The organism is Marivivens aquimaris, assembly GCF_015220045.1.
GTDB classification, from domain to species: Bacteria; Pseudomonadota; Alphaproteobacteria; order Rhodobacterales; family Rhodobacteraceae; genus Marivivens; species Marivivens aquimaris.
In genome coordinates, this window is the sequence record NZ_JADBGB010000001.1 from 1,167,635 (window position 1) to 1,187,795 (window position 20,161).

Here is a 20,161-nt window from a genome sequence, read left to right on the forward strand (position 1 = left end):
CCCCGCGCAGAAAACTAGCGCGGGGGGGAAGGATGACAGTTTGGTTGAGGACAGAAGCGTATGGCGACTGTTAGGACGGTCGAAAACACGAACCCGCATGCCGATAGCAGCACAAGGAGGCTGGCGACGCTCCGGTGTGGCGCCTGGCTAAACTTGCAATGTTTACACTATACTAACGGCCATAAGCCGCCGTTCGATCAGATGTTCGCATGGTGCAGTGCCCCCACTCTTTCCGGCCACTCACTGCAACTGAAAAATTTCCGAAGGGCGGATTTACACATTCGATGAGGTATGCCAATCGCATAGGCCTTCCCGCCCCTTCAATTTTGCGATGCATGGGCTTTTCCCACATAGCTTGCTCCTAGATCAAAGACCTCTTTTGGACAGCAAACACTGTACCTTCATACTGCTCCTCAGAGAGTAGCCCGGCACTTACGTGCTTTGAGAGAAATTTCAAATCATCTCGCGTCCCGATCAAGGCCAACAGTTCTGCAAAGAATTCAGCGGCGTCATTGCTTGCTCGACTTTCGACATAGCGAACAGCCGTGTCGATGAGCGAGCTAGAAGAGCTTGAGTCCCGTCGTCGAATGCTTGACCATGAATAAGCAGCCATCTCTATGCTGCTACGATTAGCAAGCTCCTGATCTAGGTCTCGGAAAGCCGCTTCATCGTTGATTTTTTTGAAAGCCCAGCCATCTTCAGAGAGCCGCCCGTCCAAATGCTCTCGACGCCAGTCTATGAACCCTTTGTCGTTACATTCATCCCAAAGCTCTTCAATCAAGCTGGCTTTGAAGTAATCGAGGTATGGCTCAAGGGCTTGTAGCTGCGTAACCTCTGTTATGCCTGATCTGTCTGGGTTCCGGAAACCGTAAGCAAAGCTGAGAAGCTTGAAGTAATCTTCTTTGTCCTCGATGCTTTCGAAGTGGCGTGCATGGAGTTTGAGAGTCGCAGGCGAGGCAATGCACAACAAAACATGGGGATAGTTGTAGCGATGCTGCAAATCTTCCCAATTTTCGACAATAGCGCTCTCGGCGAATTCATCGCGGCGATCCGCCAGTATGTCAGTAATAGTGCTATCCGCGCTGTAATCTGGCTTACCGCCTGCTTTCAATGCGGCAGAGATCTCTTCCAACTCTCGCAAAATGAGATCTTCGAACAACCGGCTGTCGAACTGGCGAATGAACTGAAACCAGTAGATGCCATTTGAACGGCGTTCTTCAATCTTTGTCCTTAAGTCAGGAATCGCCGTGGTATCGCTGATGCGGCATCTGGAAAGCAACAACTCGTCTTCAAGCCCTTCTGGCGGACGTTCCGCGAGCTGTTGCAATTGTTTCACACTGGCAGATGCTCGCCAAAGCTGGAAACATCGCTTTCGGAAGAAGAATTCGTTTTCTGTGTTCTTCCATTCGGATCTTAACGATCGCAAGGCAGGCGTCGTGTATCGAACATTGCGGTCAATATCTGAACCAAAGAAAGCAAATCTTGAGCTTGCAAGCCAGTTAAACGAACCCTCGCGACCTTCGACCAGCTTATCGATGTCGGCAAAATAAGAAGCGACAAAAATGGCAGCCAGAGGATGGTCAATCTGATCTAGGCACGCATAAACTACATGCCTCATGTCTTCATTGGTCTCGGCAAGTTGGATAAGAGGAACTATCGTCCTGTCGCTACAAACTCGCCTCAAGCCGCCAGCCAAGCAGTACTTAGCAACGTTATATCGACGGTCACTAAAGCCAGAATTGTCTTCGCCTTCTGGATCTTCAGTGGGCAATGCCTCCCAGGCCTTGAAAACATCTTCCAATGTCGGCTCGTCGAAGCCACTCAAACATGAGACGGCCGCAAACAGCATCCCGTAAGATAATTCATTTTCATGATCTTTCATCGTTTTCCAACACTTAGCGACGGACTCTGACAATTGCTCATCGGCACACTCCCCGGCGAGGTAAAGTGTTGCTTCCCGTTGTTTCTCTGTGTTGGTAGAGTCGCTGACCAAGGCAGCTATGCCTTCAAGCCACTTAGTTCCATGGCGTGCACGAGCATGCGCAATGAGACGATCACGGAAAGGAGCATTGGAGGCGGGCTCTGCCCTATAGCATAGCTTCGCTGCTGCCTTGACTTCGCCGTTTAAGACTCTGGCTTCAAGACCCGCATGCGTGTCCTCCTTGGTGGCATCAACTAGTTTTTTGAACTGGCTCCCTTGCAAGCCTGCAATCTGCCATTCAATGGCCCGTCTAACTTGCTTCGGAACTTGTTCGAGTAAGCCCGCCTCAACCAGCTCTTCACAATCGCCAAGCAAGCGCTTGGCCATCGATGGGTTCCCCCTCTGGCAGTGCTTCAACGCACCAAAGCAGATCAAGGGATTGCTGGATTTTGCCAAATCCCAAAATTCAATTGGTGTATTTGGTCGGACAGAAGCTCGAGCCACCAAGTCGGTGTAGAACGGGTCCGTTAGGTAACTTTGAGAATAGTTCTCCTGAGACAATGCCTTCGAAATCGCTTCAATCAGCAGAAAGTCCTTTACCCGATCGTGCCTGAAACCGAGTTTCGACTGATTTCCTTGGGAAACTTCTCTGAATAGACGCCCCACTCTGCATATTGCCTCTATATCTGCGAAGATTTGTGTCGATCCAAATTTCGCAGATAGCTGCTCAAACGAAGGATTGCTGATCCGATTTTCAAGCATCCAAGCAGCAATGGAGACGACTGACGCACGGAGCGAATATACGGAACGCGTGTTCGCCTTAGAGACTTCTGAAAGGGCATTAGCGATATACTCAGAGAGGACTTCACTCGCATTTTCGGAACCTTGCCCCGTCCATAGCCCAATTAAAAGGGGGTCGTTCCCGAGGTGTTCGCGTACCTCATCAGCCTCTACATTCGTCAACTCAACACCAGCGGCTAGGCTTCGCTTCTGGATTGCTTCTCTGGCTTCGTGATCACTAAAATCCGTGAGGTCGGCCACATGACTTTGAACGATTTTGCTCATTTGCGTTGGAAGTGCGCGGAGGTTCTCCGGCCACACAGGGCACAGAACTTTCAGGGTGCGTGCCTGCGGGTCATTTTTCGGCCCGTCGAGTTCTCTAGCAGCGCGATCAAGCTTTGATATCAGGTCAGTGGGCGACGCTGATAAATTTATATCTTCGATCCAAATTTGTACCACTTGCCCTTGAAACAAGCGAATGATTTCACCGACTGGATCATCTAGCGTTAGCGAGGGAACTTCTGCGACTAAGCTCTCGCGTATGGCTTGGGAAAAAGACGAACTCCTTTCCAAAACGTCATGGGAAACAACAAAACCGAAACCACCTCTATCAACCACACCTTTGCAAAGCTGGTGACAAAACGCAGATTTCCCCGATCCTGAGGTGCCATTTAGAAAAACAACAGACGATGACATTTTTTCAAGAGCCGGACATGCCATCAAAACATCTCGAACTATCAATTGGTCCTCGGAAACCAATGGTGCATACCTTGACAACTGGCGTAGCGAAATTTCTTCTGCAAGGTCACGTGAGAGTCTAATTTGAGCAGTTCTAAAAAATTTTGAACGAATATATTGGCCATCTGGATGGAAGTCTAAAACGTGGGACAGTCTGTCATTCGACCAAATATCTAATTCCACCGAGTGTTTTGCAGCCTCCATATGGGCATTTTGAATCACGTCTGAGGGAGGGGTGTGCTTACTGGTCAATATCAGCCTGAGGGCGATACCAGAGTTCTTGGATTGATATGATTTAAGCTCGCAAACAGCTTTTATTAAGTCTCCATCATCGGGATCAAGCCACTTTCTAGAAATGCTTGATCGTGCTGTGATAGTATGTTCACAGGCAATAGCATAGCGAGTTCCTTTTTCATCCTTGCAAATTGAAATGCCGTCCAGTGGTTCTACAATTGTTTGGCCTGATGTATTAACCCCAGTATGATTAATTCCCTTGTACAAAGGCTCGGCAACTCTAAGAACGCTCGTTGCAAGCCGTTCAAATTCGCCGGCGTCCGTCATTGCTCCGATTAGCGTTTCTGTTGAGTTACTTGGTTGAGTCATTTCCAACAAATCTATTCACAGTACGTCATGCAAATGTCTTGCATGTAAAAGTTGTGAATCCTAGCAATAGTGTTCCGTTGGCACTCTTTTTCTCTCAGAACTCAGACCTTCAACCTCATGTCTGCTTTCGAAGGCCTGCGTCAATATGATGTGCTCGCAGCGAATGACCTCTCCCCGCCCATTTTGTTACTGGCCCTCCACCTAGCTCAATTACCGCACGTTCAATGTATTCCAACGACTGCGGGCCTACATCGAAGCAAGTCGGCTCACAATTTCCGCCCCCTCTGACATGAACCCAAGTCGATCTCACACCATTGGAGATCGACCATGTCGCAGGCACATCAAATCCATCCCATCGTCATGCGCATGCAGGGCATGTCGCCTCGTGACCTAGCTGGATACATCAGGCATCTGAAGCGAGCGTGTGGCGATATCGGACAGTGCGATCCAGATGCGAAAGTTCGCAACCGTCAACTGATCGGCACAGCAACTTGGGTGCAGGACACTTGGGACCGCATACAAGACATGCGGCATGCGAACCACGATCGCGAGATCGCACAATTGCGCAAACGCCGCCGGAAGAAGGACCTTGAACTAGCGTTGTTTCGCGGGCCGCAAGACCCGTGGCGACCGTCACGTCATGGTCCGATGCGGGAGATCATTCTGACCGTGAACAAGAAGTGGTTCGACGAAGACCTGACCAGCTTCTTGAATGAAGAGGGACCGACGCGTGAGCAATTGTTCGAGCAACATGCGAAGGAATGGCTGATCAACAACTTCGGAGACAAATGCGTCCACGCCCGCGCTGACCTCGACGAAACCACCTACCACATCCACGCGGTGATCGTTCCGTATTATGCATCAAAGGGCGAGCGGCAGATGTTGCAACCGACACGCCATCCCCTCATTCGAGACTACGAGAAAGCCCAGGATGATGTAGGCGCGTGGTTCGCTCAGATCGGCCTCAAGCGCGGTGAGCGACGCAAGCAATCCATTCGGAAGGCCATAAAGCATAATGAAAAAATTCGGGAAGCACGCGTCAGTGGTAAGCCAGTCACCGAAACCGAGGTCCCTGTGCCTGAGCGTCGCAAACACGTCAGCCCTCGTCACTGGCGTGAAAAGCAAGAAAGGGAATTGGCCGCACGTGACAAGGCCGTAAAGAAAGGGGAGCAGACCCTCGTTGCCGCGCGAGCCTCGCTGGCGGAAAAAGAGCGCACTGCCGCGCAGCGACATCAAGCTGCACAAGCTGTGCTTGATGTCGCTGCTGCGGTCGCTGACGGGCGCATCGATGTGACCTCCGAGGCGAAAGCCCCTCAGTCGCCACCTGCTAAGCCGTCACAAGCACAGGTCATATTCGGGCGCGCGCTTGAGGTCCTGCGGGGCCGAGCCCGCAAAGAGGCACGCGCCGAACTCGCCGGTGAGTTCGCACAGATCAGGGCTGCGGACCGGGTATTGTTGGAAATTGCGAAGTCCCTGCCCGAGAAGGCGCGACAGCGGCTCGCGGAGGCGCGCCGGTCGCTTACGAGACCGTTGAACGCCCTCCGACTGTCGATGAAAGCCCAATCCAGTAAGGGCGATCAAAGCCCAGACGAAAAAAGTTGAGAAATATTGGCCTGAGGATTTCCGCGGCGACCGCAATGACTCCATGTCTATATTAGCAACAGAGAAACCTGGCGATGAGCGCAAGGCGGAAGCTGGGGCGAAAGAGCCAAAGGAGTATGCTATTGGCTAAAAGAAACCGTCACGCGGGCATCAACTATGCCCGCCTGACCGATCAGCAACTGCGCCACAAAGCGCGACTTGAGCAACTGACAGGGCAGCTCGCTGTCGGTCAGCACGAAGTAAGAGAAACAGCGAAAACAGCTATCGCCGCGACTCTTGATAGCGTCTTTGACGCGATTGCAGACACGCCTGAAGCGGTCGAGTTCTTCGGGCTGTTCGTCAAACACGCAACGCTTTCGAACGCCAAGAAGATCGTCGTGACCTGCCCCCAAGAAACTGGGCCATTCAAAAGGAGAGTTTGTTCTCGTAACGTTCGAAGCAACGAGGAGAACAAAGAATGCGTAAATCACGTTTCACGGAAGAACAGATTGTCCGGATTTTGCAGGAATATACGGCCGGGGCGAAGGTCGCGGAGCTGTGTCGCAAGCATGGCATGTCGGATGCGACGCTCTACAAGTGGAAGAGCCGGTATGGGGGCATGCAGGTTTCCGAACTGCGCCGCCTGAAAGATCTGGAAGCCGAGAACGCTGAACTCAAGCGGCTTCTGGCGGATGCCATGCTCGACAATTCGGGTCTGAAAGGGCTGCTGGCAAAAAACTCCTGACGCCTGCACACCGCCGGGATGCCGTGAAGACGCTGATGGCGGATCATCAGTTCACGGAGCGGCGGGCGTGCAGGCTGGTCGGGATTTCGCGGTCGAGCCTGGCCTATCGGGCACGGCCAGACCGCCATGTGCGACTTCGAGAACGCCTGATCACTCTTTCAGGCAAACACAGGAGGTATGGTTATCGCATGCTGCATGCCAAGCTTGTCCGCGAGGACTTCAAGGTGAACGTGAAGGTCGTCGAGCGCCTCTATCGGGAGGAGCGCCTATGGCTGCGCCGGACGAAGCGCAAGAAGATCCCGCGCGAGGCGCGTGAGGGCAGTTGGTGCCCGATCGCTGCCAACCAGCGTTGGTCGCTCGACTTCACCAGCGATGCGTTGGCCAATGGCCGGAAGTTCCGCACCGCCAATCTCAAGGACGATTGCACCCGCGAATGCCCGGTGATCGAGGTGGACTTTTCTCTGCCTGGTGAGCGGGTTGTGGAAATGCTGGAGCGGGTTGCCCGGGAGCGAGGATACCCCGATATCCTGGTCGTTGATAACGGCCCGGAACTTCGTGGTCGGGCCATGGACAGATGGGCCGATGATCACGGCGTGCAGCTGTATTTCATCGACCCGGGGAAACCTACGCAGAATGCTTACATCGAGAGCTTCAACGGGCGGTTCCGCGAGGAATGCCTGAACCAGCACTGGTTCACGAGCATCGGTGAAGCCCGAGAGATTATCGAAGAATGGAGGGCCGATTACAATACGGAACGCCCGCACAGCAGCTTGAAGTATCAGACGCCGGAGGAGTTCGCCGCAGCGCGGCCCTTCGACAAAACGCAATGGGCACCGACGCTTGAGCTACCTGATGGCTCCGCGCCTGCGCCCATTGCTCACGCAGCCGAATGATGGCACACAAAAGGGGAACAGGCTCTTCTCACAAGTGGCCCTGAGAAAAGGGGCAGGTCAGTCGCGCATGACGACTGCCCGCAGATCGTAGCCGAAGAGCTCCAACAGCGGATCGACGATAGCGCCTCAAACCGCAAGCAGAAGAGCCAAGCGCGTACGGCACCGGCAAAGTCAGGTGACGTAAGCGAAAGCTGATGTGAGCTGAGTCATCGATACCAACACAAAGGGCGCGGGACATCCCGCGCCCTTTTGTGGTTTTCAATCCTAAATGGCTATTGCCATAAGTCCGACAACTATCGGTCGGGCTAGGCCCCCACTCCGGTTAGAGCCTTGCGAAGCGCTCTTTCTGGATCGCCGTCCATGTCACGGTAAAGGTGTAGCCGGTCTCGGACTGGCTTTCCTCGTCCACGACATCCTGTTCGAACAGCCACGCGCGGCGGCGACCGTCAGAGAAAGGAACCTCGATCGTGGTCGTTTCGGTGTCGGGCTTGAGCTTGTCCGACATCGCTTGCAGCAGACGGTCCAGTCCCTCGCCGGTGATGGCGGAGATCGCGAACAGATCATCGGTGCGCTCTGCCTGATTACGGACCGCTTCGGCCTCGTCCTCGGACAGTTGGTCGACCTTGTTCCAGACCTCGATCTGCGGGCCGGTATCGTCAACGCCGAGGCTGGTGAGGATCTTGCGGACGTCCTCGGCCTGCTCGTCGGTCTGGCTGTGGCTGATGTCGCGCACGTGCACGACCAGATCGGCGTCCAGCACCTCTTCGAGCGTGGCGCGGAACGCCGCGACCAGTTCGGTCGGCAGGTCGGAGATGAAGCCTACCGTATCGGACAGGATCACCTCGTCGCCCGTCGGCAGCGTCACGCGCCGCATGGTCGGGTCGAGCGTTGCAAAGAGCATGTCTTTCGCGAACACTTCTGCGCCGGTCAGGCGGTTGAACAGCGTGGACTTGCCCGCGTTGGTGTAGCCTACCAGCGCGATGATCGGGAACGGCACTTTGGCGCGAGCCTTGCGGTGCAGTTCTCGCGTGCGGATGACGCGGTCGAGCTGGCGTCGCAGACGCACCAACTGGTCGTCGATGGCACGGCGGTCGGCTTCGATCTGGGTTTCACCCGGACCGCCGACAAACCCCAAGCCGCCACGTTGGCGTTCGAGGTGCGTCCATGCGCGCACAAGGCGGGTCCGCTGATAGGACAGCGCCGCCATTTCGACCTGAAGAACACCTTCGCGGGTCCGTGCACGGTCGGAGAAAATCTCGAGAATGAGGCCAGTCCGGTCAAGGATCTTGCACTTCCATTCTTTTTCGAGGTTCCGCTGCTGCACAGGTCCGACGTGGCCGTCGATCAGCACTAGCTCAATTTCGTTTTCTTTGAAGCGGGCAGCCAGTTCTTCGATCTTGCCCGAGCCAAAGAGCATACCGGGATGCACTCTGGGGAGCGAAACGATATCTGCGCCGACGACTTCCAACGCGGGAAGTGCAGCGGCCAGAGAAACGGCTTCTTCCAAAGCCGGCCCCGCCAGTCGGCGGTCACGGTCGGCTTTGATGTCTGGGTGTAGTACCCAGGCCCGCGTTGCAGGCCTGTCGGTTTCCATATTAATTACTCGTCACCATCATAAAGGCTAATCGGGCTCGCCGGCATGATCGTCGAAATCGCGCTCTTGTAAACGAGCTGCGATTTGCCGTCGCGGCGCAGGAGGACGCAGAAGCTATCGAACCAGGTGATGTCACCTTGGAGCTTCACACCATTTACCAGAAAAATCGTTACCGGTACCTTGGCTTTGCGAACATGATTTAGGAATGCATCCTGAAGGTTCTGTTTGTCAGCCGCCATTTTGGCTTGTCCTTTTTTTGTTCTTGTGGCCGCGGACCGGCCTCCCTCTTTCGGGTGAGTATGTCGAACGATTCAGCGAGATTCCAGCCCCAAAATCAGCAGACTACGCCGCGTGTCATTTCCGCCAGAAATCGGGGTTGAGAAGCGCGATGATCGCCAGTGCCTCAAGCCGTCCCAGCACCATCGCGGCGGCGAGGATGGCCTTGGCCTCTACGGGAATGGTCGAGATCGCAATCGGCGCTTCGGCGGCGACTTCGACCAGCGGGCCACAGTTGGCCAATGCCGCGACGGCCAGCACCACTGCGTTTTCGAACGACACGCCCACCAGAGACAGCGCGACCATCACAGCGGTGATCGACAACGCGAAGAGCATGAAGAACACCCACGAGATCTGCGCACCCTGACGGCGGATACGGCGGGCCTGCTGGCCCGAGCCGCCGACGGACGATGGGTGGACCATGCGCTCCAACTCGCGCTCGGAATGACGGTAGAGCGCATAGACGCGCAGTAGCTTTACCCCGCCCGCCGTGGTCGCGATACCGCCGCCGATCAGCGACAGACCGACCAGTACAAGGCCGGGCGTAGACAGTTCCGACCAGTTGGTCAGCGTGCCCCAGTATTTCGACTCGAACCCCGTGGTCGTCAGGAACGAAAGGGTTGTAAAGAGACCACCCCAAAGCGCGGAAAGACCGGAGAGCGCCCCCTCAAGCTGGTGTTCTTCAAGCGTGTTGAAGTAGTGGCGGAGGTAGAGAAACGCAGGGACGATAATCAGCAGCATCCCCGCCATACGCAGTTCGGGGTCCTGCTTGATATTGGTCTTGTCGATCCCCATCGCGTCGCGGCTGAAGGTCAGGCGCGAGACGGCGAAGAACATGAAGCCGAAGATCAGGATCTCGCCGACGATACCGCTCTGCGACCAGTAGATCCCGCCGATGGACGAAATGCCCGAGGTGGACAGCGTCGACATCGCGTGAAGCAGCGCGACGAAAGACCGATCGCCTGCCACGATCAGACCAACCCAGAGCGCCGCCGTCAGGCCGATATAGATCGGCGTCAGCTGCGCCGTGTAGCGGATCAGACGTTCGGAGGTATCGGCAACGCGTGAAATCTGCACGTAGCTCTCGGCAGGTGCAGCACTATCGGCCGCGCGTCGCACCTCGAACCCGCCGAGGTTCAGGGGTGCGAGGACCGCAACAGCGGTGATCCAGACGAACAGACCGCCCAGCCAGCCGACAATCGCGCGCCACAGGTGCAGCGACGGCGCAAGGCGCCACGGGCTGTCGTAGAGCGTCGAGCCGGTGGTGGTGAAGTCCGACACCATCTCGAAATAGGCGTCGAAGAACGTGGTGCGTCCGTGCGCTTCGTGGAACGGGATCGCGAGGATGATCGGCAGCACCGCATAGGCCGCGAGCAGCGTGACAAGGTGGCTCCGCGCGAGGCTTTCGGGCAGCCGGTCGAAGGTCGCGACCGCGATGAGCGTCGACAGCAGCGTGCCGAGGATCGCCGAATAGAAGAATGCCCGCGAGACCGCGTAGTTCTCGTTCATCAACGCATGGATCGCAGGCAGCACCATTGCGAGCGAACCGATCAGGATCAGCAGCACGAACAGCGGCATTGATGTGATTCGACGCATCATCGGTCTAGAAGTAATCGATCGAAACCTGAAGAAGTCGCTCGACTTCCGGCACATCGGGCGCGCGGGCGAAGATCGCGATCATGTCGCCCTCTTCGATGCGGAAATCGGCGTTCGGCTTCTTGTACTGGCCATCGCGCAGGATGCCGCCAACAATGACGCCTTCAGGGAAACCGATGTCACGGATTTTCTGACCCGACATCGGCGATGTGCCGAGGACGTGGGCTTCGATCATCTCCGCCTCTGCATCGCCGACCGAATAGACCGAGCGCACACGGCCATGACGGATGTGGCGCAGGATCGACGACACGGTGGTCGCACGCGGGTTGATGTACGCGTCGATGTCGAGCGCGGGCAGCAGGCCCATCAGTGTCGGATCGTTGGTCAGACAGATCGCCATCTTCGCGCCGTTGGCCTTGGCCCGAACAGCTGACAGCATGTTGGTCTTATCGTCGTCGGTGACAGCCAGAACCGCGTCGGCTGTGGCAACGTTCGCCTCTTCCAGAAGGCTCGCGTTCAGACCGTCACCGTTCAGAACAATCGTCCGTTCCAGTGCGTCGGCGGCAATCTCTGCCTGAGCGCGGTCCTTTTCGATGATCTTGACGCGGACGCGCTGCTGGCGGCTTTCCAGCTCTTTGGCCACCGCGAGACCAACGTTACCGCCACCGATGATGACGATGCGCTCCTGCTTGACGGTGCGCTTGCCAAACACTTCGAACGTGCGGTTCACGTCTTCCTCGCGGGCGAAGACATAGACGTCGTCCTGCGGGAAAATCTGGTCACCAGGAGAAGGCACAAACAGCGTGCCCTCGCGGCGGATGCCCACGACGATCGCTTGCAAGGTCGAGAACAGATCGGTCAGCTGGCGCAGCGGCGTGTTGATGACCGGACAGTCGCCGTCCACCGTGATGCCCAAGAGCTGCGCTTTGCCGTTAAAGAAATTCTCCGTATCGAAGGCCATCGGCGCCGCAAGACGCTGAAGAGCCGCCGCAGCGACTTCGCGTTCGGGGCTGATCACCACGTCGATCGGCATGTGATCGCGGCGGTAGAGGTCCGAATAGATCGCGTCCAGATAGCTCTGCGCGCGAATGCGTGCGATCTTGCGCTGGATCGCGAAGGCGGAGTGCGCGATCTGGCAGGTGACCATGTTCACTTCGTCCGAGTGGGTCGCCGCGATAATCATATCGGCGTCTTCGGCCCCTGCCCGTTCCAGCACGTCGGGATAGGACGCATGGCCCGCAACGCCGTTCACATCGAGCGTTTCCATCGCGCGCCGGATCAATTCGGGGTTGTTATCGACCACGGTGACATCATTGCGCTCTGACGACAGGTGACGTGCGATTTGCCACCCCACCTGACCGGCGCCGCAAATAATAACCTTCATCCCAACCTTCCCGGCTAATTCCCTCATGGTGTCGCACCTAAAGGAAGTATGGTCAATCGGAAGGCTGGCCACCTTGGGCTTGCAAACCTGTTGCAAAACCAATTAGTAGGTTGCTTAACAGGCGAACTGATAATTAAAATACAACCAAAAACTGGGACAGAATACGAAATGTCATCGGCTATTAGGGCGAACGCGCTGGAAAAAGGTCGCGTCAGTCAGAAGATCCGTACGCGCAATGCTCTTTTAGATGCTGCCTACGAAATGCTTCGTCGGAACGAACCCATTACGGTGGCGGGCGTTGCAAACGCCGCCAACATTTCGACAGCAACCGCATATCGCTATTTCCCAGACGCCGAGACTATCCAGATCGAAGCGATCATCCGTCACGATTCAGGCCGTGATGACGAGTATATGGTCGAATTCAAAGAAAAAGTCGGTGCGCACCAGGATCCTATCGAGCGGGTCGTCGCAGTGCACAACATGATGATGGAATGGGTGCGCCGCAATGAGGCGGGCTACCGTCTGTTCATCGCCAAGCGCCACGAACGCATCGCGACCCGTCAGACCCCGTTCGAGAAGACCGACGCCCGCAACGACCGCCGTCTGCGGATGATTACGCTCGCGCTCGACCCGATTGCGAAGTCGCTGGGCGACCGCATCGAAGAAATTAGCCTGCGTATTGCCGCCGTGATCGGGCCGGAGCCCTATTTCACGCTCAAGGACGTTTGCGGTGTCGATGATACGACGCTGGATCGTCTGGCAGAGGCGAACCTCCGCCAGATCGTTCGTTCGCTCGTCTGATTACTCTTCTTCGCCGTCAGCGTTGACGTGGGCCACGCGTGCTCCGCTCTTGGAGGACGTGACCACGCCGAGCGACTTGAGCTTGCGGTGCAAAGCCGAGCGCTCCATTCCCACAAACGACGCCGTGCGGCTGATGTTGCCGCCGAAACGGTTGATCTGCGTGAGTAGATATTCACGCTCGAACAGCTCGCGCGCTTCGCGCAGCGGCAGCGTGGCCAGCGCACCCGACAGGACAACGCGGCCGTCTTCTTCGACATGGTTTTCCTGCGCAGGCAGTTCGCGGGCAGAGATCGGCTCGCTGCTGTCTCCGAGGATCAGTACACGTTCCACCACGTTTTTCAGCTGACGCACATTCCCCGGCCACGGCATGGTCTGGAGCATCGCGCGGGTTTCATCGGCGAGAGCCCGCAACGGCAGACCTTGGGTGCGGTTGAACGTCTCGATGAAATATTCGGCCAGCATCGGGATATCGTCACGGCGCTCGGCAAGGCTCGGCACGGCAATCGGCACCACGTTCAGACGGTGGAACAGTTCCTGACGGAAGTTTCCGGCGGCAATCTCGGCGTCCAGATCGCGGTTGGTGGAGGAGATCACGCGCAGATCGACCTGCACCTTTTCGGTACCGCCAACGCGGTTGAAGGTCTGGTCCACAAGGACGCGCAGGATCTTGGACTGCGTACCGAGCGGCATCTCTGCCACCTCGTCAAAATAGATGACACCGCCGTTGGCCTGTTCGAGGAGGCCCTGCTCGATCCCGTTTTCCTTGGTTTCGCGTCCGAACAACACGTCTTCCATGCGTTCGGGATCGATAGAGGCTGACGACACCACGACGAACGGCGCATCGGCGCGGTTCGAATTGGCGTGGATATACCGCGCAGCAATTTCCTTACCGCTACCCGGCGCACCTGACAGCATCACGCGGCCGTTCGATTTGGTGACCTTGTCGAGCTGCGACTTCATCGTGCGGAAAATGGTGCTCTCGCCCAGCATCTCTGCGGGGGGGGCATCGGCGCGGCGGAGTTCCTGATTTTCACGACGCAGACGCGACGTTTCCATGGCGCGGCGGATAACAACCATCAACTGGTCGATATTGAACGGCTTTTCGATGAAGTCGTAGGCACCCTGCTTGATCGCGGCCACCGCGATTTCGATGTTGCCGTGGCCCGAGATGATCACGATCGGGATCTCGGGATGTTCGCGCTTTACCTTCTTGAGGATGTCGATCCCGTCCATGTGGCTGTCCTTCAGCCAGATATCGAGGATCATCAGAGCGGGCTTCTCGCTCTCGATTTCGGACATGCACTGTTCGGCGTTCGCCGCGACGCGGGTGCTGAACCCTTCGTCCTTCAGGATGTCCGAGATCAGCTCGCGGATGTCGCGTTCGTCGTCGGTAATGAGAATGTCGCCCATATTCTTGCCCCTCACGGTTCAATCATTTGCGCTCCGTCACCGTTAATATCGGTGCGGATCGGCAGTTCGATGACAGCTTTCGCGCCTATATGGCCCGTTCCGTCATATTCTTCGGCGTCCTGCAATTGCAGGATTCCACCATGTTCTTCGATAATCTTCTTCACGATCGGCAGCCCGAGGCCCGTGCCCTTGTCACGCGTCGTGACATAGGGCTCGAACAAGCGGCCGCGATCTTCGGGCAGCCCAATCCCGTTATCCGAGATGCAGATGCGCGCGATCTTGCCGTCGAGCTCCATCGTCACGCGGATTTCGGGCTGGACGTCATGACCTAGCTTTTCTTTCCGCGTTTCAATGGCTTCGCCCGCGTTCTTGATGAGGTTCGTCAGCGCCTGACCTATCATCGTCGCGTCCACGTCGGCAGGGACCGGATTGTCGACCAGCGTTTCGACCAGCTTTACCTCCGGCTGACCGCTGGTTTGCAGCATCACCGCATCATGCACGAGCTTGCTCAGGTCATGCGTGACCTTGATCGGCTCCGGCATACGGGCGAAGCGCGAGAACTCGTCAACGATGCGGCGTAAGTCATTGGTTTGACGCACAATCACATCGGTCATCTGTTCGAGCGTATCGCTCTCCTCGCCAACCTTCGGGGCGAACTTGCGCTTGATCCGTTCGGCGGAAAGTTGGATCGGCGTGAGCGGGTTCTTGATCTCGTGCGCAATGCGGCGGGCCACATCGCCCCACGCTGCGGTCCGCTGTGCGGTCACGAGGTCGGTCACATCGTCGAACGCCACCACGTAACCTTCGAGCGTACCGTCAGTAGTGCGCCGCGTGCTCATGCGCACCAGCAGCGCCTCCTGATGGCCCGCACGGATCAGGTTCACCTGCGCCTGCACGACCTCGCGGCCCTCGCTGTGGAGGCTGTCGAACAGCGGTCCGAACTCCGGCACAGCGACCACGAGCGAACCGGCCTCCATGCCGGCCTCCATGTCCAGAAGGCGCTCGCCCGAGCGGTTCACGAAGGTAATTGCGCCGTCCGAGTCCAGACCGACAACGCCCGAAGTAATCGACGTCAGCACGGAGTCGAACAGACGGCGGCGCTCTTCGATCTGGTTGGTATTCTGGATCAACGTCTTGCGCTGCTCGTTAAGCTGCTGCGTCATCTTGTTGAAATCACGGCTCAATTGCGCGATCTCGTCATCGCCCGGCTCTTCGTAAACGCGCACGTTGAGGTCACCTGCACCGACGCGCTGGGACGCCGAAACGAGGCGGCCCACAGGACGCGACAGACGCTCGGCGAACCAGATCGCGAGCCAGATAGCCGCAAGGATCAGGATCACCGCGAAGCCGATGTAGATCAGGCCGAATTCGAACAGCAGCCGCCCACGGTCGCTCTCGATCTGGTTATACAGGCTCACCGTCTCCTGCGTTTCGTCCAGCAGGTTGAGGATCGCGCCATCGACCGGACGGCTCACATACAAATAGCGGTCAAGGAAGCTGTCGAGCGGCAGGACGATGCGGAATTCGTTGTTGTCCCAGTCCTCGAAGATCAGCGAGCCATCGCGGTCGGCCTTAGCGATGTCCTCGGCAGTCAGCGGCTCCATGTCGAACTGGTAGGACCCGACGGCGCGGGCGCGGTATTCACCCGTCGCATCAATGACAAAAGCTTCGGACAGGGAGCGGTCGATGGTGCTTTGAACGGCGGCGAGCGCCTCGCGGACCTCACCATCCGACATGAACGGCGTGGCTTGGCGCTGGATGTTAAGATAGGACGCTAAGGCATTGGCATCACGCGTCAATTCCTGACGATGTTCGTCCTTGTACGCCTCTGCCGCGCGGAACGAATTGTTCAGAACGTTGCCGACGCGTTCGGAGAACCAGCCCTCTAGACCAACATTGATCGACAGCACCGCAAACACCGCGACCAGCACAGTCGGCAGCAGTGCAAGCAGGACAAAGACGCCGGTCAGCCGTGCATAAAGCCGCGATCCAGCAGACCGCGCACGGCGGGCCGCAATCAGCCGCATGATCCGCTCTGCCACGAGGCCCGCGACCACCAGAATATAAACGAGGTCAGCCAGCAGCACGACGCGCAACGAGTTGTCCGCGCTGCCCTGATCGAGCGGTCCCATGACAAAAAAGGTAACGCCCGCCAAGGCCGGTCCGAGGATGACCAGCCCGAGCGTGAACGCGTTCTGTACGGAACGCTGGAGTCGCCACCGGTTGAACCGGCCGATCAGCATGGCTGACACGGAACGCTTCACATCTTGCCCTGTTGTTTGGCGGGTTTTGACCCGCCTCCGCCTATGTGCCTTGGATGCCGCAGTTGCGACTCTTTGGTCACTGTTATGTGGCGAATTTACATCAGCTTACGGCGTCGTGTCACGCGAATATCCAGCTCAGTGATCTTTTTACGCAAAGTATTGCGGTTGATGCCGAGCAGGTCGGCACATTTCGCCTGATTTCCGCCCGTCGCGTCCAGCGCGATTTCGATGAGCGGCGTTTCAACTTCACGCAAAATCCGGTTGTAGAGGCCTGCGGGCGGCAGAACGCCTCCGTGCAGATCGAAGTAGCGGCGCAAATGCTTGGCGACCGAGGCCGACAACTTGTCCCCACCGTCGCCAGAGCGCAGCGGCTCCATCGCGGGCTGGTTCTGAAGGATGTTTTCCATCTCGCTGCGAGTAATTTCCTCTTCGGCGGCAGTCACCACCAAACGGCGCATCGCGTTTTCCAGCTGACGCACGTTTCCCGGCCAGCTGTAAGCGCGGGCGAGATCGAGCGCGCCGCTGCTCAGGCGGCGATGCGGCAGGCCATCACGTTCGGAACGTGCGAGGAAGTGTTCGGACAGCAGCGAGATATCGTCGACGCGCTCACGCAGCGATGGCACCGAAATCGTCACGCCGGACAGGCGGTAGAACAGATCCGAGCGGAATTCGCCGTTCTCCATGCGGTTCATCAGGTCCGACTGGCTGGTCGCCATGATGCGCGGCGCGTTCTCGCCGAGGCTGTCGAGCATACGCACGATTTTCGCCTGAACATCGTCGGTCATGTCACTGACTTCATCGAACAAAATCGAACCGCCCTTAGCACGGGCAATGACCGACGACGGGCCGTCCATGCCTTGCAGATCGCTGGGCGAAACCACAACAAACGGCAGACTGCGGCGGTCGGACAGGTCGTGAATCGCGCGGGCGATCAGCGATTTGCCGGTTCCGCTTTCGCCCGTAATCAGTACGGGCAGCGGCGTGTTCATCATCCGCGCGACGAGGCGGTAGAGCGACTGCATCGCGGGGGTCCGGCCCACGAGCGGCAGTTCGTTCGAACGGTCGGCGGTTTCAGCTTTCGGCGCAGGTGCGCGGCGTTTGACTTCGAGCGCACGCGCGGCGCGCTTCATCAGGTCCGGCAGGTCAAACGGCTTGGGCAGGTAGTCGTAGGCATCCGCCTCGGCCGCTTGGATCGCGGTCATGATCGTGTTCTGCGCAGAGATCACGATGACCGGCAGACCAGGACGCGCTGCGCTGATTTTCGGCAGTTGTTCCAGACCGTTACCGTCCGGCATGACAACATCCGAGATCACCAGATCGCCCTTGCCTTCTTCGACCCAGCGCATCAGCGTCACCAGAGACGACGTCGCGTGGACCTTGCAGCCCGCCCGCGTCAGCGCCTGTGTCAGAACAGTGCGGATTGTGCGGTCGTCATCGGCGACAAGTACAGTTCCGTCCATCAGTTATCTCCGTCGGTCATAGGTAATTCTTTGGGTGCGCGCGGCAGCGAAATGCGGAACACGGTCTTGCCGGGGGTGCTATCCACCGAAATCCAGCCGCCCATGTCCCCGATCAGTTTGGCGACAAGCGCCAGCCCGAGGCCAGTCCCGTTTTCACGACCTGACACGAAGGGTTCGAACACGTCATTGGCGATGTCCTGCGGCAATCCGGGGCCATCGTCGATAATTTCCACCTGAAGCGGCAAACGTGCGTGGGTGCCATCGGCGCGGCGCACGCGCAGCGAGGTGTCATAGAAGGTCCGCAGTCGGATCGACCCGCCCGCAGAGCCCGCCTCGCAGGCGTTCTTGATCAGGTTCATAAAGACCTGAAGCAGTTGGTCGCCATCGGCCAAGGTCTGCGGCAGCGAGGGATCGTAATCCTCGACAAACATCATATGCGCGCCGTAGCTGACCGAGGCCGACTGACGTGCGCGGTCCAGAACGTCGTGGATATTCATGGGTTTGAGCAGCGGCGGACGCAGGTTGCCGAACTGTTCGACCTGCTCCAGCAGCTTCACGATGCGGCGACATTCGTCAACGATGAGGTCAGTCATCTCCTGATCTTCGGAGGACAGGTTCATAGACAAAAGCTGCGCCGCGCCCGTGATACCGGCGAGCGGGTTCTTGATTTCGTGCGCCAGCATCTCCGCCATGCCGATCGCGGATTTAGCGGCCTTGCCCGAGGACTGGTTAACGGTGACGCGGTTGGCGATCTCGCGCGGGGAGATCATCATCAGCATCGTATTGTCCTGCCCCGACAGCGGCGAGAACTGGATGTTGCACAGGATCGGCGGGCGCTCGCCCGAGCCGACGTCCACGTCGTTGACGAACAGCGACGAGCGGTAAGTCACCGCACGGCTGTAGGCTTCCTCCAGCGGCGCGTCGATCATCACCTTGTCCCAGAGGCTGGAACCGATGAGCGACTTGCTCGACAGATTGAGGAAGCTTTCGGCAGCGGGATTGCTGTCGAGGATCACGTCCCCTTCGCCGACTAGCAGCGCGGGCACAGGAAGCGAATTCCAGAGGTTTGCGTCAGCGATCATGCGGCGATCCCTTCGGCGTCCGAGAGGGCTTCTCTGATTAGTTTTAATGCCTTGGACGGCTCGCTTGCAGTAAGGATGTCACGGCGGAGCGGCGTTTTGGGCGCGCCTTCGTCGAGATACCAGCCAAGGTGTTTGCGGGCGACGCGGCCGCCCAGTTCGATGCCGTAAAAGTCGAGCATCGCCTCGTAATGGTTTGATACCATGTCTATAAATTCTTCTTTTTCCGGCGCGTTCACTGCCGGTGTCCCTGTCAATTCTGCTGTAATCTGTGCCAGTATCCACGGGCGGCCTTGCGCGCCGCGTCCGATCATCACGCCGTTCGCGCCCGACTGGTCCAATGCCTCTTTGGCCGTTTCCAAGCTGACGATATCGCCGTTGGCGATTACGGGGATGGAAACGCTGTCTTTCACCTCGCGGATCGCGGCCCAATCGGCGCTGCCTTTGTAAAACTGACAGCGGGTGCGTCCGTGGATGGTGAGAAGCTGGATGCCCGCAGCCTCGGCGCGACGCGCCAGTTCAGGAGCGTTGAGAAGGTTATCGTCCCAGCCAAGGCGGGTTTTCAGCGTCACCGGGATCGATACGGCGCCCACCACGGCCTCGATCAGCGTCAGCGCGTGGTCGAGGTCTTTGAGCAGCGCGGAGCCCGAATAGCCGTTTGTGACCTTCTTCGCTGGGCAGCCCATGTTGATGTCGATCATCTTCGCGCCGTTCGCTTCGACAGCGCGGGCGGCCTCGGCCATCCAGTAGGCCTCGCGGCCCGCGATCTGCACGGCGGTATTGGCTTGATCGAAACCCAGTTCGGCCTTTTCGCGCACGCCGGGTTTGCCTTGGATCATCTCCTGGCTCGCGACCATCTCGGACACGACCCAACCCGCGCCAAAGCTGGATACCAGCTGACGGAACGGCAGGTCGGTAATGCCGGCGAGCGGAGCCAAAGCCACTGCGGGCGCGAGGTCGACGGTGCCGATAGAAAGGGATTCGCTCAGAGACAAAATAGGCTGCTCATTTGTTGGGCGTTCGATTTAGAAGTAGC

14 protein-coding genes are annotated in these 20,161 nt (G+C 57.7%); 3 read left to right on the forward strand and 11 right to left on the reverse strand.

Annotated elements, in window-relative coordinates; translation table 11 throughout:
- Positions 1 to 361: 361 nt before the first annotated feature.
- Positions 362 to 4,000: a P-loop NTPase family protein gene (locus IF204_RS05820; protein WP_194095388.1), complete on the reverse strand. Its 3,639-nt coding sequence runs from the start codon at positions 3,998 to 4,000 to the stop codon at positions 362 to 364.
- Between the two features lie 369 nt (positions 4,001 to 4,369).
- Here IF204_RS05820 and IF204_RS05825 point away from each other — a divergent pair, with 369 nt between their 5' ends.
- The gene (locus IF204_RS05825; RefSeq protein ID WP_194095390.1) at positions 4,370 to 5,644 is read left to right on the forward strand and encodes a plasmid recombination protein; all 1,275 of its coding nucleotides are present in this window, start codon (positions 4,370 to 4,372) and stop codon (positions 5,642 to 5,644) included.
- Positions 5,645 to 5,763: 119 nt separating this feature from the next.
- On the opposite strand, the gene IF204_RS05830 is transcribed toward IF204_RS05825, so the two are convergent.
- Positions 5,764 to 5,991, reverse strand: coding sequence for a hypothetical protein (locus IF204_RS05830; protein ID WP_194095392.1), 228 nt, complete (start codon positions 5,989 to 5,991; stop codon positions 5,764 to 5,766).
- Between the two features lie 110 nt (positions 5,992 to 6,101).
- Between IF204_RS05830 and IF204_RS05835 the strand changes: the two genes are divergently transcribed.
- Positions 6,102 to 7,261 (forward strand): IS3 family transposase gene (locus tag IF204_RS05835; protein WP_194093722.1). Its coding sequence is split into 2 segments (ribosomal slippage): positions 6,102 to 6,354 and positions 6,354 to 7,261, totalling 1,161 coding nucleotides; the frame shifts between segments, so codons are not numbered across the junction.
- 322 nt (positions 7,262 to 7,583) lie between these two features.
- Here the strand turns inward: IF204_RS05835 and hflX are convergent.
- From hflX to trkA, 4 genes are all read right to left on the reverse strand, one after another.
- Positions 7,584 to 8,855: a GTPase HflX gene (hflX, locus tag IF204_RS05840; protein ID WP_194095394.1), complete on the reverse strand. Its 1,272-nt coding sequence runs from the start codon at positions 8,853 to 8,855 to the stop codon at positions 7,584 to 7,586.
- Positions 8,856 to 8,860: 5 nt separating this feature from the next.
- Positions 8,861 to 9,094: an RNA chaperone Hfq gene (gene hfq / locus IF204_RS05845; protein WP_167638319.1), complete on the reverse strand. Its 234-nt coding sequence runs from the start codon at positions 9,092 to 9,094 to the stop codon at positions 8,861 to 8,863.
- A gap of 115 nt (positions 9,095 to 9,209) precedes the next feature.
- Positions 9,210 to 10,727, reverse strand: a complete 1,518-nt coding sequence (locus IF204_RS05850) for a TrkH family potassium uptake protein (protein WP_194095396.1) — start codon at positions 10,725 to 10,727, stop codon at positions 9,210 to 9,212.
- Positions 10,728 to 10,734: 7 nt separating this feature from the next.
- Complete coding sequence (gene trkA, locus IF204_RS05855) at positions 10,735 to 12,111, reverse strand: Trk system potassium transporter TrkA (protein ID WP_194095398.1); 1,377 nt, start codon at positions 12,109 to 12,111, stop codon at positions 10,735 to 10,737.
- Positions 12,112 to 12,279: 168 nt separating this feature from the next.
- Here trkA and IF204_RS05860 point away from each other — a divergent pair, with 168 nt between their 5' ends.
- Positions 12,280 to 12,912 (forward strand): TetR/AcrR family transcriptional regulator, encoded by a 633-nt coding sequence (locus IF204_RS05860; RefSeq protein ID WP_194095400.1) that lies wholly within the window; start codon positions 12,280 to 12,282, stop codon positions 12,910 to 12,912.
- Here IF204_RS05860 and ntrX read toward each other — a convergent pair whose 3' ends face one another.
- From ntrX to dusB, 5 genes are all read right to left on the reverse strand, one after another.
- Positions 12,913 to 14,322 (reverse strand): nitrogen assimilation response regulator NtrX, encoded by a 1,410-nt coding sequence (ntrX, locus tag IF204_RS05865; protein WP_194095402.1) that lies wholly within the window; start codon positions 14,320 to 14,322, stop codon positions 12,913 to 12,915. It abuts the gene before it with no gap.
- Between the two features lie 11 nt (positions 14,323 to 14,333).
- Positions 14,334 to 16,565 carry a sensor histidine kinase NtrY-like gene (locus IF204_RS05870; RefSeq protein ID WP_194098158.1) on the reverse strand — a complete coding sequence of 744 codons (2,232 nt, stop codon included), beginning with the start codon at positions 16,563 to 16,565 and terminating at the stop codon, positions 14,334 to 14,336.
- A gap of 116 nt (positions 16,566 to 16,681) precedes the next feature.
- Positions 16,682 to 18,046, reverse strand: a complete 1,365-nt coding sequence (locus IF204_RS05875) for a response regulator (protein WP_194095404.1) — start codon at positions 18,044 to 18,046, stop codon at positions 16,682 to 16,684.
- Positions 18,046 to 19,128 (reverse strand): two-component system sensor histidine kinase NtrB, encoded by a 1,083-nt coding sequence (locus IF204_RS05880; protein WP_194095405.1) that lies wholly within the window; start codon positions 19,126 to 19,128, stop codon positions 18,046 to 18,048. The genes IF204_RS05875 and IF204_RS05880 overlap by 1 nt, the downstream gene beginning before the upstream one ends.
- Entirely contained in the window at positions 19,125 to 20,120 is a 996-nt protein-coding gene (gene dusB / locus IF204_RS05885; RefSeq protein WP_228069084.1) for a tRNA dihydrouridine synthase DusB, read from the reverse strand. Before dusB ends, IF204_RS05880 begins: the two co-directional genes overlap by 4 nt.
- Positions 20,121 to 20,161 lie beyond the last annotated feature (41 nt).